We start from the raw sequence: 15936 nt of genomic DNA, 5'->3' as shown, positions 1-15936 counted from the left end.
GACACCGGCAAGAAGCCGCGCCCCGGCCTCACAGGGAGGGACGACGCCACCGCGGGGAGGGCTGCGGAGGCGTCCGGGCCGGGACGCGGCGGTTCGGAAGGGACGGGGACCGGTCAGCGGCCGCCGCCCGAACGCGCGGTCCACCGGCCGGCGCGACGCTCGACTTCGATGGAACGCAGGAAGCAGTCCGTCATGCGTTCACCGGTGAGCACCTCGTCGACCGGACCCGACGCCTGGACGCGGCCCTCCCGCAGGAGCAGCGCATGCCCCGTGCTGGCCGGCAGCTCCTCCAGGTAGTGGGTGACGGTGACGGTGGCCAGCTCCCCGCGGCTCTCCGCGAGACCCTGCACCGCGTCGATCACGTCCTCCCGGGACGGCAGGTCGAGCGCGTTGTACGGCTCGTCGAGCAGCAGCAGGGACGGATCGGACATCAGCGCCCGGGCGATGAGGACACGGGCGCGCTGGCCGCCCGAGCAGACGCCGTACGGACGGTCCGCCAGGTCCTTGCAGTCCAGCTCGGCGAGGAGCTCGTGGGCGCGGTCGCGGATGGCCGGTCCGTACGCGCGCCACAGCGGCTGCACCGTCCCGGTCGCGCCGGTGAGCACGACGGTGTGCGCAGTCGCCCGGTGTGGCACCTCCTGCATCGGAGACACGAAGCCGATGGCGGTGCGCAGCTCGCGCAGGTCGACGCGGCCGATCCGGTGCCCCAGGACGTCGACGGTCCCCCTGGTCGGGTGGGTGAGCGCCCCGATCAGCCGCAGCATCGTGGTCTTGCCGGCGCCGTTGGGCCCGAGCAGCGCCCAGTGCTCGCCGGCGCCGACGGACCAGTCGACGCGGTCCAGGATGACCTGGCCGGTGGAGGGCCGCAGCACACTCACGTCCTTCAGCTCGGCCACACACCGCCTCATGCGCGGTCTCCCGCCGGACCTTCGAGGCACGCACCGGCCTGCGACGGCGCGCCCACGTGCGTCCTGACCCAGTCCACGACGTCGTGCGTCGGCGTGCCCGGGGTGAAGATCCGGGCGACACCCAGCCGCTCCAGCGGCGGGATGTCCCCCTCCGGGATGATGCCGCCCCCGAACAAGGTGATGTCGCTCGCCTCGTGCCGAGCCAGCAGCTCGATCACCCGCGCGAAGAGCGTCAGATGCGCGCCCGACAGGACGGACAGGCCGATTCCGGCGGCATCCTCCTGGATCGCCGCCTCGACGATCTGTTCCGGGGACTGGTGCAGCCCTGTGTAGATCACCTCGACCCCCGCGTCGCGCAGGGCTCTGGCGATCACCTTGGCGCCGCGGTCATGGCCGTCCAGACCGGGCTTGGCCACCAGCACGCGCAAGGGGCCGGCTGTTGTCGTCATCTTGTTCCCACCTGCTCCGATGTCCAGTGTTCTGCCGCGCGGACCGGGTCAGAACGCGTCGGTGGGGACGTAGGCGCCCCAGACCTCGCGCAGCGCGTTGCAGACCTCGCCGACCGTGGCCCGCGCCTTGAGTGCGTCCTTCATCGGGTAGAGCACGTTGTCGGTGCCCTCCGCCGCCTTCTTCAGCTCCGCCAGCGCCGCATCCACGGCCGACTGGTCGCGCTCGGCGCGCAGCTTGGCGAGCCGCTCGGCCTGCTGGGCCTCGATCGCCGGGTCGACGCGCAGCGGCTCGTACGGCTCCTCCTCGTCGAGCTGGAAGCGGTTGACGCCGACGACGACCCGTTCCCCGCTGTCCGTCTCCAGGGCGATGCGGTAGGCGCTGCGTTCGATCTCGTTCTTCTGGAAGCCGCGCTCGATCGCGTTGACCGCGCCGCCCATCTCCTCGACCTTGCCCATCAGCTCCAGGGACGCCGCCTCGACGTCGTCCGTCATCTTCTCGACGACGTAGGAGCCGGCGAACGGGTCGACGGTGGCGGTGACATCCGTCTCGTAGGCGAGGACCTGCTGCGTCCGCAGGGCGAGACGCGCGGACTTGTCCGTCGGCAGGGCGATGGCCTCGTCGAAGGAGTTGGTGTGCAGCGACTGCGTGCCGCCGAGGACGGCCGCGAGACCCTGGACGGCGACGCGCACCAGGTTGACCTCGGGCTGCTGCGCGGTGAGCTGCACACCGGCGGTCTGGGTGTGGAAGCGGAGCATCAGCGACTTGGGGCTCGATGCGCCGAACTCCTCCTTCATCACCCGGGCCCAGATCCGGCGGGCGGCGCGGAACTTGGCGACCTCTTCGAGGATGGTCGTACGGGCGACGAAGAAGAAGGAGAGACGGGGAGCGAAGTCGTCGACGTCCATGCCGGCGGCGACGGCGGTACGGACGTACTCGATGCCGTCCGCGAGGGTGAACGCGATCTCCTGCGCGGGCGAGGCTCCGGCCTCCGCCATGTGGTAGCCGGAGATCGAGATGGTGTTCCACTTCGGGATCTCGGCCTTGCAGTACTTGAAGATGTCGGCGATCAGCCGCAGCGAGGGCTTGGGCGGGAAGATGTACGTGCCGCGGGCGATGTACTCCTTGAGGACGTCGTTCTGGATGGTGCCGGTCAGCCTGTCCGGCGGGACGCCCTGCTCCTCGCCGACCAGCTGGTAGAGGAGGAGCAGCAGCGCGGCGGGCGCGTTGATCGTCATGGACGTGGAGACCTTGTCCAGCGGGATCCCGCCGAACAGCACCCGCATGTCGTCGATCGAGTCGATCGCCACCCCGACCTTGCCGACCTCGCCGGACGCGATCGGCGCATCGGAGTCGTGACCCATCTGGGTGGGCAGGTCGAAGGCGACGGAGAGACCCATCGTGCCGTTGGCGATCAGCTGCTTGTAGCGGGCGTTGGACTCGGAGGCCGTGCCGAAGCCGGCGTACTGCCGCATCGTCCACGGCCGGCCGGTGTACATGGAGGGATAGACGCCACGGGTGAAGGGGTACGAGCCCGGCTCGCCCAGCTTCTCGGCCGTATCCCACCCGTCAAGCGTGTCCGGTCCATAGACCGGCTCGATCGGAAGACCCGATTCGCTGGGGCGTGGTGTCGATGTCATGTGCGTGCGACTTTCGTTTGACTGTGCAGCCAGGCGCGGACGCTCTCGTTGTGCTCGCCCAGCCGCGGCGGTGCGCTGTGCTGCTCGCGGCTGCCGTCGTCGAAGCGCACGGCGGGACCGGGGAGTTCGATGGTGCCGAGCGAGGGGTGATCCACTTCGATCACCAGGCCCTGCGAACGGGTCTGCGGGCAGTCGTAGACCTGGTCGAGCGTGCGGACCTCGCCGGCCGGGACCCCGGCGGCGTCCAGCAGGGCCAGCCAGTGCGCCGGTGAGTGTTCGAGGAGCTTCTTCTCGATGTCGGCGACCAGCTCATCACGGTGGGCCACCCGCCGGGCGTTGTCGGCGTAGCGGGGATCGTGCGGGTCCAGACCGACGACGTCGGCGAACTTCGACCACTGGCCGTCGTTGGCGACCGCCACCTGGATCGCACCGCCGTCGCAGCGGAACAGGCCGTACGGCGCGATGGCCACATGGTGGTTGCCGGACGCCCGGCCCACCTCGCCGGCCACGGTGTACCGGGTGCCCTGGAAGGCGTGGACGCCGACGATCGAGGCGAGCAGCGAGGTGCGTACCACCTTGCCGCGACCGGTGCGCGCCCGCTCGTACAGCGCCGACACCACGCCGTACGCGCCGTTCATGCCGGCCAGCACGTCACCGATCGGCACACCGATGCGGGTGGGGCTGTCGGCGTCCGGCCCGGTGAGGCTCATCAGCCCGGCCTCGCCCTGGGCGATCTGGTCGTATCCGGCCCGGCCGCCCTGGGGGCCGTCGTGGCCGAAGCCGCTGATCGAGAGGATCACCAGGCGGGGGTTGATCTCGTGGAGGCGCGCGGTGGAGAAGCCGAGCCGGTCCATCACCCCGGGGCGGAAGTTCTCGACGAGGACGTCGGCGTGCTGGACGAGCCGGGTCAGCAGGTCGACGCCCTCGGGGGACTTCAGGTCGGCGGTGACGGACTCCTTGTTGCGGTTGCAGGACAGGAAGTACGTCGACTCCGGGGCCTCGTCGGGGCCGACGAAGGGAGGACCCCAGCCGCGGGACTCGTCGCCCTTGTCCGGGGCCTCGACCTTGATGACCCGAGCGCCCATGTCGCCGAGCATCATCGCCGTCTGCGGGCCGGCCAGGGCGCGGGAGAGGTCGACGACGACGACGCCCGCCAGGGGGCCAGTCGCGGTGCTCATCGGTCAGCGCTCCAGGTTGACGGAGACGTGCTTGCGCTGGGTGTAGCTGTCGAGCATGCCTTCCAGGGAGAACTCCCGGCCGATGCCGCTCTGCTTGAAGCCACCGTAGGACTGTCCGAGTACCTGGCCGCCGCCCTGGTTGACCTGGACCCAGCCGGCCTCCAGCGCATGCGCGGTGCGCAACGCGGCGCCGAGGTCATGGGTCCACACGAAGCCGGCCAGCCCGTAGTGCGTGTCGTTGGCCATGCGGACGACGTCCTCCTCGTCCTTCCACGGGATGGCGCACACCACCGGGCCGAAGATCTCTTCGGCGGCGATCCGCCAGGAGTTGTCGACGGTGGCGAAGACCGTGGGCTTGAGGTAGTAGCCGCGGGAGAGGGGGCCGTCGGTCGGCGGGAGGCCGCCGAGTGCGACGTCGGCACCGGGGTGGTCGATCCCGCTGGCGACGTACTCGCAGACCCGGTCGAACTGCCGGCCGTTGACGATCGTGCCCATGTCGCTGGTCTCGTCGAGCGGATCGCCGACTCTGAGGGCCTTGAGCTTGGCGACCAGCTTGTCGAGGAAGGAGTCGAAGACGGTCTCGTGGATGAACAGCCGCGAGCCGGCGGTGCAGGACTGGCCCTGGCGGAAGAACCGCATCCCGGCGATCGTGCCGTCGACGACCCAGTTCTCGTCGGCGTCCGGGAAGACGATCTGCGGGCTCTTGCCGCCGAGCTCGAGCGAGACGGGGACGATGCGCTCGGCGCCCTTCTCCATCACGCGGCGGCCCACCGCCGTGGAGCCGGTGAAGGAGAGCTTGGCGACGCCGGGGTGCGAGGTCAGGGCCTCGCCTGCCTCCCGCCCGTACCCGGTGACGACGTTCAGGACGCCCGGCGGCAGGAAGCGTGCGCAGACCTGGACGACGGCGAGCACGGCCAGCGGCGCGTCCTCGGCGAGCTTGAGCACCAGCGTGTTGCCCGAGACCAGGGCCGGGGCGATCTTCAGGGCGGACAGCATCAGCGGGGCGTTCCAGGGGACGATGGCCCCGACGACACCGAGCGGTTCGCGCCGCGAGTAGTCCAGGACGAGCGGATTGAGGGGGATGCTCTCGCCCTTGGCCTCCCCGGCCAGCCCGCTGAAGTAGCGGAAGCAGTCCACGACGAACTGCATCTCGCCGCGTGACTGGGTGCGGATCGCATTGCCGTTCTCCAGGGAGAGAAGCCGTGCGATGCGCTCCTGCTCGGGCTCCAAGGCATCGGCGATCTGCCGGAAGAGATCGCCGCGGTCCTTGGGCCGCCGGTCGCGCCAGCCGGGGAAGGCGCCGGCGGCCGCGGTGACCGCGCGTGCCACGTCCTCGGCGCCGCCACGCGGCACACGGCCGAGCACGGTCTTGTCGCGGGGGCTCTCGACGTCGATCCACCGGCCGTCGGCGGCCTCGGTCCACGCGGCGCCGATCAGCATCGGTGCGTCGCCGACGTGGTGCTCGGACAGGGGAGCGGAGGTCTGCTGGAGGGTCATGGTCGTTCGGTCCTTCGGAGTCGGGGGCGGCTGTCAGCCGGCGGGGGTGGGAGCGGGGGCGTCGGCGGGAAGCGGGTTCGTGTCGCCGGTCTGCGCGTCGGGATCGCTGCCGCGCGTCTCGCGGGCCAGCAGGACACCGGCGGCCGATACGACGGCGGCCGCGCCGAGATAGACGGCGACCGGCTGCCAGGAGTCGAAACGGTCCAGGAGGTAGAGGGCGACGATCGGTGCGAGTCCGCCGCCGACGATGTTGGTGACCTGGTAGGTGAAGGAGGCGCCGGAGTAGCGGATCCGGGTGCTGAACATCTCCGAGAAGAAGGCCGCCTGCGGGCCGAACATCATCGCGTGCACGACCATGCCGGCGGCCAGGGTCGCGGTCACCACCGCCGCGTCGCGCGTCTGCAGCAGCGGGAACATCACGAACCCGAAGGCCCCCATCAGTACGGTGCCCACCAGGTACACGGGCCTTCGCCCGAGCCGGTCGGACAGGGCGCCGAAGGCGGGGATGGCGACCAGATGGCAGGCGTTGGCCACGATCAGCGCGCCGAGGACGAGGTCCCGGTCCATGCCCAGTGTGTCGGCGGCGTAGGAGAGGGAGAACGCGGTGATCACGTAGTACGAGATGTTCTCCACCAGCCGGGCCGCCATGCCGCACAGCACCTCGCGCCGGTGGTCCCTCAGCACCCGCAGCAGCGGGGCGCGCTCCTTCGCCGCACCGGCCCGATCGGCCTCGGCACGGGCCTTCGCCTGCTGGAACGCCGGGGACTCGTCGACGGAGACCCGGATCCAGAACCCGACGGCGACCAGGACCGCCGACAGGAGGAAGGGCAGACGCCAGCCCCAGGAGAGGAAGGCCTCCTGGTTGAGCGTCAGGGCCAGGATCCACAGCACCAGGGCGGCGAGGAGGTTGCCGGTCGGGGCCCCGGCCTGCGGGAGGCTGGCCCATAGGCCGCGGCGGCGCGGCCCGCCGTGCTCGGCGACCAGCAGTACGGCGCCGCCCCATTCGCCGCCGATGGCGAAGCCCTGGACGAAGCGGAGTGTGACGAGGAGCGCGGCGGCCCCGGCGCCGAGCGTGGCGTACGTCGGCAGCAGGCCGATCAGGAAGGTCGAGCCGCCCATCAGCATCAGGCTGAGTGTCAGCAGCTTCTTGCGGCCCACGCGGTCGCCGAAGTGGCCGAAGACGATGCCGCCGATCGGGCGCGCCACGAAGCCCACGGAGAAGGTGAGGAAGGCCAGCATGGTGCCCACGAGCGGATCGGCCGAGGGGAAGAAGAGTTTGTTGAAGACCAGCGCCGCGGCGGAGCCGTAGAGGAAGAAGTCGTACCACTCGATGGTGGTGCCGATGACGCCGGCGCCGATGACCTTGGTGAGGGACGTGGGGGGCCGGGTGCCTCTGGCCGGGCTCGGGTAAGCGCTCATGGTGGAGTCCTTGCGATCAGTGCGGGTGCAGGGTGCCGAACCCGGCGGGAGGGGGCCGGCGAGCGGAGCCGGGGGAGGGGAGGAGGAGTCAGTCGCGGCCGCGGATCGGGTGGATCACCGCGGAGGCGTCCAGATGCCCGTCGGTGGCGGCGAGCACGCGGAACAGCTCATCGGCGCGGCCCGAGACCGGCAGTTCCACGCCGGCCTCTTCGGCGGCGGCGAGTGCCAGCCGGAGGTCCTTGCTCATCAGCGCCGCGGCGAAGTTGGCGCGGTAGCCGTTGTCGGCGGCGGACCCCTCGACCAGGCCGGGCCACGGGCAGAAGTTACGGAGCGCCCAGCTGTCGCCGGACGAGGTGGTGACGATGTCGAAGAGGCGTTGCGCGTCCAGGCCGAGCCGCTCGGCGAGGACGAAGCTCTCGGCGACGGCCGTCATGGTGGTGCCGAACAGCATGTTGTTGCAGATCTTCGCGGCCTGTCCGGTACCGGCCGGGCCGGCGTGGACGATGGTGGCCCCCATCGCCTCCAGGTAGGGACGGGCGAGGTCGACGGCGTCCATCTCGCCGCCGACCATGAAGGTCAGCGTCCCGGCCGCCGCCTTGGCGACACCGCCGGACACCGGAGCGTCGACGGCGGGCAGTCCGCACGCGGTCAGCGACGCGTGTACCGCGCGCGAGCTCTGGATGTCGATCGTCGAGGAGTCGATCAGGAGCGTGCCGGCGGCGGCGTGCTCGACCACCCCGCCGGGGCCGACGACCACGTCCCGTACGTGCCGCCCGGTCGGCAGCATGGTGATCACGACCTGTGCTCCCGCCACGCAGTCCGCGACCGAGCCGGCGAGGGTGACCCCCGCCTGCCGGGCCGCGGCGAGAGCGTCCGGCGAGAGGTCATAGCCTCGCACGTCGTGTCCGGCAGTCACGAGGTTGGCGGCCATGGGACCGCCCATGTTGCCGAGACCGATGAAGCCGACCGTGCTCATCCCGTTACCTCCTGGTGCCGTGGAGTTCGTGTGGGTGTCAAAGGTCGGTCCTGCACAGCTGCACGAGCAAGAGGCAATTTCACACAGGTACTGTGCAGACATGCACAGCGACGTGAAGGTGAATCTCGACGACGTCCGGTACTTCCTGGCTCTGGCGCGGCACGGGCGGCTCGTCGCGGCGGGTGAGCGGCTCGGCGTCGAGCACACCACCGTGTCCCGCCGGGTCGCGGCTCTGGAGAAGGCCCTCGGCCACCGTCTCTTCGATCGCACGCGGACCGGGTGGGACCTGTCGGATGCCGGGCGGCGGCTGATGCCGCACGCGGAGCGGATCGAGGCCGAGGCGCTGCTGGCGTTCTCCGAAGCGCGCGACGAGAACCGCCCGGTGTCGGGCCTGGTACGGATCGTCGCAACGGACGCGGCGGGATCGGTGATCGTCGCTCCGGCCCTGGCGCCGCTGCATCGCAGACACCCGGGGATCGACCTCGAACTGATGACGACCAGTGCCCTGATCAGCCACCAGTCCGGCCAGTTCGACGTGGCCGTCACGCTGCACCGGCCGGAGCACCCACGGCTGCGGGCGCGCGCGCTGGGCGAGTACGCGCTGCGGCTGTACGCCTCGCCCGCCTACCTGGAGCGGCACGCGCCGATCCGCGTGGCGGCGGACCTCCGCGAGCACGAGCTGGTCTGGTACATCGAGTCACTGCTGGACCTGCCGGAGCTGAGGGTCATCGACCAGGTCGTCTCCGAGGCGGCGTCGTTCGCCTTCCGCAGCAGCAACGTGTTCGCCCAACTGGAGGCCGTGGCCGCCGGGATGGGCGTGGGTCTGCTGCCTTCCTTCCTCGCCGACGGCGACCCCCGCGTCGTACCCGTCCTGACCCACGAGATCGCGATCACGCGCACGTTCTGGATGATCGTCCCGTCGGGGCTGGTCAACGTGGAGCGGGTGAGGATCGTGTGCGAGCACCTGGCGCGGTGGTTCGAGGACACGGTGCCGGCGCCGCGACCGCCGCAGGGCGGAGCGGGATGACCGACCGAGGCCGCCGAGTCCGGCCTGGAACTACGGCAGCAGCCCCTGGCGCCGCGCCGTGACCACGGCCTCGAACCGGGTGCGGGCGTCGAGCTTGCGCATTGCGCTGCGCATGTAGGCCTTGACCGTCTCCGGGCTCAGGGACAGGCGGGCCCCCGCTTCCGCGTTGGTGCACCCCAGTGCCACCTGGGACAGCACGTCGATCTCCCGGGGCGCCAGCGGCGAGACCTCCCGAGGCGCGGGCACCGCGCCCAGGGCCGCCAGCCGTCGTGAGGCGTCGAGCAGGCGTGCGCGCAGGGACGCGTCCTCCATGGCCTGTGCGATGACGCGCAGCTCCGCGTTGAGCTCGCGGATCTCCTCGGCCTCCGCACGGCTCGCCGGACAGGCCGCCTCGGTCTCCGCCGCCCGCTGGAGCCGTACCCGCCGGTCCACCTCGTCGCGGGTGGCCAGCTCCTGCGACAGCCGCCGCGCGGCCGTGACCACGACGTCCGTGGCGCGGTCGCCCAGTGGGACCGAGCCGCGCGAGGCCCCGTACAGCACGCCCCGTACCGCGCCGGCCACCACCACCGGAACGCCGACGATCGAGCGGATGCCCTCGCCGAGGACGGGCTTGTCGTAGTCGTGGGTGATCGTGTCGGCCGACTTGTAGTCGGCGACGCCGACGGGGCGGCGGCGCACGAGCACCTGTCCCCCCAGTCCGGCCGCGGCGCACACGCTGAGCCCGCGCAGGCCGGTCGTACGCACGCCGATCAGCTGGGTGAGGCTGAGGATCTCGTCCCGCACGGGGCCGCCGAAGACCACCGGCAGATCAGCGTGTGTCTGCGCGGTTCTCAAGGCCAGCCGGAACGCGTCCCCGTCGTCGGGGCGCATCAACGCGAGGGGGAGAGCCGGAGATGGATGCATTTGCTCCTACCCCTTTCCGGGGGTATGCGGCCATGCGCGAGACGCGGAGCATAAGTCGCCGTAACGCCTCCGCAATGTGACGGCGGAGAGGCCGGAAGGGAGACAGTGGCAGGCCAGCATCGCACAGCCTCCCACTGGCCGGAAGGTTCCGTTGCCTCGGGCACCGGTCGCGAAAGAAGCCTCCGCGAGCCCCGTAGGGCCGGACACCGTCGCCCACGCCCATGCCCCACCCGGGGCGTGTGAGTCCCGCGCGCCCCCATGACGACCCACTGGACGGTGACGACATGATGACCACCAGCCTCACCGAGGAGCAACTGGCCCTCGTGGAGACCACGCTGGACTTCGCCCAGGAGCACCTCGCCCCCGGCGCCGCCGCATGGGACCAGGACAAACACTTCCCCGTCGACGTGCTGCGCAAGGCCGCCGGACTCGGCCTCGGCGGGGTGTACGTCGCGGAGGACTGGGGCGGTTCCGCCCTCACCCGCTCCGACGGCGTCCTCGTCTTCGAGGCGCTCGCCGTGGGCTGCCCGTCCATCGCCGGGTACCTCTCCATCCACAACATGGTCGCCTGGATAATCGACCGCTTCGGCGACAACACCCAGCGGGCCCGGTGGCTGCCGGGCCTGTGCACGATGGACACGCTCGGCAGCTACTGCCTCACAGAGCCGGGAGCCGGCTCCGACGCGGCGGCACTGCGCACCCGCGCCGAGCGGGACGGCGACCATTACGTCCTCAGCGGCGTCAAGCAGTTCATCTCCGGCGCCGGTTCCTCCGACGTCTACATCGTCATGGCGCGCACCGGCGACGACGGCCCCCGCGGCATCACCGCCTTCGTCGTCGAACGCGACGACCCCGGACTGTCCTTCGGGCCCAACGAGAAGAAGATGGGCTGGAACGCACAACCCACCCGGCCGGTGATCCTCGACGCCGTCCGCATCCCGGCCGACCGTCGTCTCGGCGCGGAGGGGGAGGGCTTCCGCATCGCCATGAAGGGCCTGAACGGCGGGCGGCTCGGCATCGCGGCCTGCTCCCTGGGCGGCGCACAGAGTGCTCTCGACCGCAGCTGCGCCTATCTGTCCGACCGGGAGGCCTTCGGCACCCGGCTCATCGATTCGTCCGCACTGCAGTTCCGGCTCGCCGACATGGCCACCGAGCTCACCGCGGCCCGGGCTCTGGTCCGGCAGGCCGCCGCGGCACTGGACCACGACGATCCGCAGGCCGCCCAGCTGTGCGCCATGGCGAAGCGGTTCGCCACCGACACCGGCTTCACGGTCGCCGACCGGGCACTGCAACTCCACGGAGGATATGGCTACTTGAGCGAGTACGGCGTCGAGAAGATCGTCCGCGACCTGCGGGTCCACCAGATCCTGGAAGGAAGCAACGAGATCATGCGCATCATCGTCGCGCGCGCACTGACGGGAGCCGGCCGATGACCGACGACTCCGTCCTCACGCGCGTGGAAGGCCGCGTGGGCCACGTCATTCTCAACCGCCCCAAGGCCCTCAACGCCCTGAGTCATGGCATGGTGCGCCGCGTCGACGAGACCCTGACCGACTGGGAGCACGACCCGGACGTCGAGACCGTCGTGATCACGGGAGCGGGCGAGCGCGGACTGTGCGCGGGAGGCGACATCCGCTCCATCCACGAAGACGCCCGCACGGGCGGCAGGGCATCGGCGGACTTCTGGTACGACGAGTACCGGCTCAACGCCCGGATCGCGCGCTACCCCAAGCCGTACGTCGCGTTCATGGACGGCATCGTCATGGGCGGCGGCGTCGGGATCTCGGCCCACGGCAGCGTCCGCGTCGCCACCGAGCGCTCCCGCATCGCTATGCCCGAGACTGGCATCGGCTTCGTACCCGACGTCGGCGGCACCCACCTGCTCTCCCGCGCCCCGGGAGAACTCGGCACCCATCTCGCGCTCACCGGCGCGCCGATCGGCGTCGCCGATGCCCGACTGTGCGGACTCGCCGACCACTTCGTCCCCTCGGACCGGCTCCCCGCCCTGCTCGCCGATCTCGCCACGGCACCCGTCGCCGAGGTGCTGCCCCGGTACGCGACCCAGGCCCCGGCCGGTGAACTCGCCGGCCACCGGGAGTGGATCGACGCGTGCTACGCGTCCGACAGAGTGGAAGAGATCGTGCGCCGCCTCCTCGACACCGGCCTCGCGGAGGCCAAGGAGGCCGCCGGAACGATCCTGACCAAGTCGCCGACCGCGCTGAAGGTCACGCTGGCCGCGCTGCGCCGCACCCGCGAACTCGGCTCGCTGGAACGGGCCTTGGAACAGGAGTACCGCATCGCGACCGCGTCCCTGTCCGCCCCCGACCTGGTGGAGGGCATCCGAGCCCAGGTCATCGACAAGGACCGGGCGCCGAAATGGTCTCCCGCCTTCCTGAGCGCCGTCACGGACGAGCACGTGGCCTCGTTCTTCGCTCCCCGGGGCGACCGTGAACTCTCCTTCGCCACACCCGCACAGAACGGAGCGACCGGATGACGACCACCACCACGACGCCGTACGAGAAGACGTACGAGACCATCCTCGTGGAGCGCAAGGGCAGCACCGCGCTGCTCACCCTGAACCGCCCCAAGGCCCTCAACGCGCTGAACCTCCAGGTCATGAACGAGGTCGTCGAGGCCATGGAGGCCCTCGACCGCGACCCGGAGACCGGGTGCGTCGTGCTCACAGGTTCGGCGAAGGCGTTCGCCGCCGGGGCCGACATCAAGGAGATGAGCACGCGGGACTACATGGACATGTACCTCAGCGACTGGTTCACCGCCTGGGACCGGCTCGGTCAGCTCCGTACGCCGACCGTCGCGGCCGTCGGGGGCTACGCCCTGGGCGGCGGCTGCGAACTGGCCATGCTCTGTGACATCCTCATCGCCGCCGACACGGCTGTCTTCGGCCAGCCGGAGATCAAGCTGGGAGTGATTCCGGGCATAGGCGGCTCCCAGCGCCTGACCCGGGCGATCGGCAAGGCCAAGTCCATGGAGCTGTGCCTGACCGGCCGCTCGATGGACGCGGAGGAGGCCGAACGCGCCGGACTCGTCTCCCGGATCGTCCCCGCCGACACCCTCGTTCCCGAGGCCCTGGCAGTCGGGGAGATCGTGGCGGGCATGTCCCGGCCGGTGGCCATGATGGCCAAGGAGGCGGTCAACCGCGCCTTCGAGACAACCCTCGCGGAGGGCGTGCGCTTCGAACGCCGGCTGTTCCACGCGGTGTTCGCCACCACGGACCAGAAAGAAGGCATGTCGGCCTTCGTCGAGAAGCGCTCGCCGTCGTTCACGCACCGCTGATCCGGGCGCGCGTCGTGGACGCCGTGGACGACCACGGTCGTCCACGGTCGGGCTGAGTGCTGCCGTGGCCACGGTGCTCGTGACGGGGGCAACGGTTCACCGCTCCAGGGCCCCCATCCGGGGGACGGACCGGACGGGGACCCAGGACCGGTGGGGGTCGTGCGGACGGCGGCTCGTCCGGACGCCGGCCGCACGACCCCACTGGTCAGTTCTTGAGGTCCGGGAAGTCGGACTCCCAGTACTCGTGGGGGTTGCGGCCCTCGCCGTGCTCCTGCTCCTTGGTGCGCAGTTCCACGCGGCGGATCTTCCCGGAGATCGTCTTCGGAAGCTCGGCGAACTCCAGACGGCGAATCCGCTTGTAGGCGCTGAGCCGGTCGCGGGTGAATCGCAGGATGTCGCGGGCGAGTTCGGGGCCCGGCTCCTGACCGCCGACGAGGATCACGAAGGCCTTGGGGACAGCGAGCCTGACCGGGTCCGGCGAGGGGACGACGGCTGCTTCGGCGACCGAGGGGTGCTCGATGAGTACACTCTCCAGCTCGAAGGGGGAGATGCGGTAGTCGCTGGCCTTGAAGACGTCGTCGGCACGGCCCACGTAGGTGATGTAGCCGTCGGCGTCCTGCGACGCGACATCCCCCGTGCGGTAGAAGCCGCCGCGCATGGCCTCGGCGGTGCGCTCCTCGTCGTCGTGGTAACCGCGCATCAGGCCCGCCGGACGGCGTCCCAGGTCGAGACCGAGTTCGCCCTCGTCGGCAGGGTTGCCTTCCGGGTCGAGCAGGGCGATGTGGTACCCGGGCAGCGGACGGCCCATCGAACCCGGCTTCAGGGGCTGGCCGGGGGTGTTGCCGACCTGGGCGGTCGTCTCCGTCTGACCGAAGCCGTCGCGGATGGTCAGATTCCAGGCCGCGCGGACCTGGTCGATGACCTCCGGGTTGAGCGGTTCTCCGGCGCCGACCAGCTCGCGCAGCTTCACGTCGTACTTCTCCAGGTCGGTCTGGATCAGCATGCGCCACACCGTCGGCGGGGCGCACATGGTGGTGACCTCGCAGCGGACGAGCACGTCGAGGAGCTGGGCGGCGTCGAAGCGGCCGTAGTTGAAGACCAGCACCGTCGCCTCGGCGTTCCACGGCGCGAACAGGTTGCTCCAAGCGTGCTTCGCCCAGCCCGGGGAGGAGATGTTGAGATGCACGTCGCCGGGCTGGAGTCCGATCCAGTACATCGTCGACAGATGCCCGATGGGATAGGAGGTGTGCGTGTGCTCCACGAGCTTCGGCTTGGACGTGGTGCCGGAGGTGAAGTACAGCAGCAGCGGGTCGTCGGCCGGGGTCTCGCCCTCCGGGGCGAAGGTCTCCGACGCCGTGTCGACCGCCGCGTACGGCAGCCAGCCCTCACGCTCGGTGTCCGTGCCCACGGCGATCCGCAGTGCGGCGCCTGGCAGGCCCGCGAAGCGGTCGGCCACCTCGTGCGCGGCGATCACGGCACGGACCTGGCCGCGTTCCAGCCGATCGGCGAGGTCGTCGGGGCTGAGCAGCAAAGTCGCGGGGATCACCACCACGCCGAGCTTGATGGCCCCCAGCATCACCTCCCACAGTTCGGGCACATTGCCCAGCATGACCAGCACACGGTCGCCGCGTCGCAGGCCCAGGGCCCGCAGATGGTTCGCGACCTGGTTCGAGCGGCGCGACAGTTCGGTGAACGTACGGGTCTGCTCGCCACCGTCCCCGTCGACCACCCACAGGGCGCGACGATCGTTGCCCTCGGCCATAAGGTCGAAGTAGTCGAGGGCCCAGTTGAACGTCGCCGGCCGCGGCCATTGGAACGCGCGGCGTGCAGCCTCGTAGTCCACGCGATGACGCAGCAGTACGTCGCGGGCGGAAAGGAAGTCATCGACCGAGCCCATGGCCCATCTCCTCAATGTTTCGATACCGTCACCCCGATATTTCATCCTCCTGGCCGGTTCCGGTTCCCCCAGGTGGAGAGGAGAGTTCACCAAGTTGCTGCACGCCTCCACCGGACGCACGCTGCGGCTCCTCGTCGTCGACGATCATCCAGTTGTCTGCGACGGAGTCCGCTCGCTCGTCCGCTACGCACCCGACCTCGATGTCGTCGGATCGGCTCGCACGGCCAGGGAGGGCATCGAGCTGGCCGGGTCGCTCCGGCCGGACATCGTTTTGCTCGACCTGCGTCTCCCCGACATGCTGGGCAGCGAGGCGCTGCCGCGTGTGCTGGCCGTCTCGCCCGCCACCAGGGTGGTGATCTTCACTGCGTTCGAGGACCACGCGGCCCTGGACGTGGCGATGGCCGCGGGCGCACACGGCTGTCTGCTCAAGGACGTCACGCACACGGACCTCGTCGAGCAGCTCCGGCGCATCGCAGCCGGAGTAAGGGTCGTCGACCCGCGCCTGCGGGAGTCCGGCGGGGCGCTGCTCCAGGCGCGGCTGTTCCAGCTGTCGCTGAGCAGGCGGGAGTACGAGGTGGTCCGCCTGGCGGCGACCGGGAAGACCAACCCGGAGATCGCCGAGGACCTCGGGCTGGCCCGTAACACTGTCAAGACCTACTTGCAGTCGGCCATGCAGAAGCTGGGGGCGCGCAACCGGGTCGAGGCGGTCCGGCGGGCCCGCGAGGAGTATCTTCTGTGACCCGCCGGCGG

14 protein-coding genes are annotated in these 15936 nt (G+C 70.6%); 5 read left to right on the top strand and 9 right to left on the bottom strand.

What is annotated here, in order from left to right:
• Positions 1–113: 113 nt before the first annotated feature.
• The 7 genes from OG972_RS04700 to mmsB all read right to left on the bottom strand — a co-directional run bounded on the left by OG972_RS04700 (position 114) and on the right by mmsB (position 8065).
• Positions 114–908, bottom strand: coding sequence for an ABC transporter ATP-binding protein (locus tag OG972_RS04700; RefSeq protein WP_266978525.1), 795 nt, complete (start codon positions 906–908; stop codon positions 114–116).
• Positions 905–1357, bottom strand: coding sequence for a cobalamin B12-binding domain-containing protein (locus OG972_RS04695; RefSeq protein ID WP_266978524.1), 453 nt, complete (start codon positions 1355–1357; stop codon positions 905–907). Before OG972_RS04695 ends, OG972_RS04700 begins: the two co-directional genes overlap by 4 nt.
• 48 nt (positions 1358–1405) lie before the next feature.
• The gene (locus OG972_RS04690; protein WP_266978522.1) at positions 1406–2995 is read right to left on the bottom strand and encodes a methylmalonyl-CoA mutase; all 1590 of its coding nucleotides are present in this window, start codon (positions 2993–2995) and stop codon (positions 1406–1408) included.
• Positions 2992–4173, bottom strand: a complete 1182-nt coding sequence (locus OG972_RS04685; protein WP_266978520.1) for a CaiB/BaiF CoA-transferase family protein — start codon at positions 4171–4173, stop codon at positions 2992–2994. Before OG972_RS04685 ends, OG972_RS04690 begins: the two co-directional genes overlap by 4 nt.
• Before the next feature lie 3 nt (positions 4174–4176).
• Positions 4177–5670, bottom strand: a complete 1494-nt coding sequence (locus tag OG972_RS04680) for an aldehyde dehydrogenase family protein (RefSeq protein ID WP_266978518.1) — start codon at positions 5668–5670, stop codon at positions 4177–4179.
• A gap of 33 nt (positions 5671–5703) precedes the next feature.
• On the bottom strand, positions 5704–7089 hold the full coding sequence (locus OG972_RS04675; protein WP_266978516.1) for an MFS transporter: 1386 nt from the start codon (positions 7087–7089) through the stop codon (positions 5704–5706).
• 88 nt (positions 7090–7177) lie between these two features.
• On the bottom strand, positions 7178–8065 hold the full coding sequence (gene mmsB, locus OG972_RS04670; protein ID WP_266978514.1) for a 3-hydroxyisobutyrate dehydrogenase: 888 nt from the start codon (positions 8063–8065) through the stop codon (positions 7178–7180).
• Positions 8066–8165: 100 nt separating this feature from the next.
• Between mmsB and OG972_RS04665 the strand changes: the two genes are divergently transcribed.
• Positions 8166–9092, top strand: coding sequence for a LysR family transcriptional regulator (locus OG972_RS04665; protein WP_266978512.1), 927 nt, complete (start codon positions 8166–8168; stop codon positions 9090–9092).
• Positions 9093–9122: 30 nt separating this feature from the next.
• Here the strand turns inward: OG972_RS04665 and OG972_RS04660 are convergent, their stop codons facing one another.
• Positions 9123–9995: a LuxR C-terminal-related transcriptional regulator gene (locus OG972_RS04660; protein WP_323135846.1), complete on the bottom strand. Its 873-nt coding sequence runs from the start codon at positions 9993–9995 to the stop codon at positions 9123–9125.
• Between the two features lie 287 nt (positions 9996–10282).
• Between OG972_RS04660 and OG972_RS04655 the strand changes: the two genes are divergently transcribed.
• From OG972_RS04655 to OG972_RS04645, 3 genes are read left to right on the top strand one after another with little or no spacing between them, the layout of a single operon-like run.
• Complete coding sequence (locus OG972_RS04655) at positions 10283–11428, top strand: acyl-CoA dehydrogenase family protein (RefSeq protein WP_266990280.1); 1146 nt, start codon at positions 10283–10285, stop codon at positions 11426–11428.
• Positions 11425–12489, top strand: a complete 1065-nt coding sequence (locus OG972_RS04650; RefSeq protein ID WP_266978510.1) for an enoyl-CoA hydratase/isomerase family protein — start codon at positions 11425–11427, stop codon at positions 12487–12489. Before OG972_RS04655 ends, OG972_RS04650 begins: the two co-directional genes overlap by 4 nt.
• A complete protein-coding gene (locus tag OG972_RS04645) occupies positions 12486–13289 on the top strand; it encodes an enoyl-CoA hydratase (RefSeq protein WP_266978509.1) in 804 nt (267 codons plus the stop codon). The genes OG972_RS04650 and OG972_RS04645 overlap by 4 nt, the downstream gene beginning before the upstream one ends.
• Positions 13290–13494: 205 nt before the next feature.
• Here OG972_RS04645 and OG972_RS04640 read toward each other — a convergent pair whose 3' ends face one another.
• Positions 13495–15186 (bottom strand): AMP-binding protein, encoded by a 1692-nt coding sequence (locus OG972_RS04640; RefSeq protein ID WP_266978508.1) that lies wholly within the window; start codon positions 15184–15186, stop codon positions 13495–13497.
• 94 nt (positions 15187–15280) lie between these two features.
• Between OG972_RS04640 and OG972_RS04635 the strand changes: the two genes are divergently transcribed.
• Positions 15281–15925, top strand: a complete 645-nt coding sequence (locus OG972_RS04635; RefSeq protein WP_266978506.1) for a response regulator transcription factor — start codon at positions 15281–15283, stop codon at positions 15923–15925.
• Positions 15926–15936 lie beyond the last annotated feature (11 nt).

Origin of the sequence: Streptomyces sp. NBC_01669 (assembly GCF_026339735.1) — a bacterium.
In the GTDB taxonomy this organism is placed as follows: domain Bacteria; phylum Actinomycetota; class Actinomycetes; order Streptomycetales; family Streptomycetaceae; genus Streptomyces; species Streptomyces yanii.
This window is presented reverse-complemented; position numbering and strand designations above follow the sequence as displayed.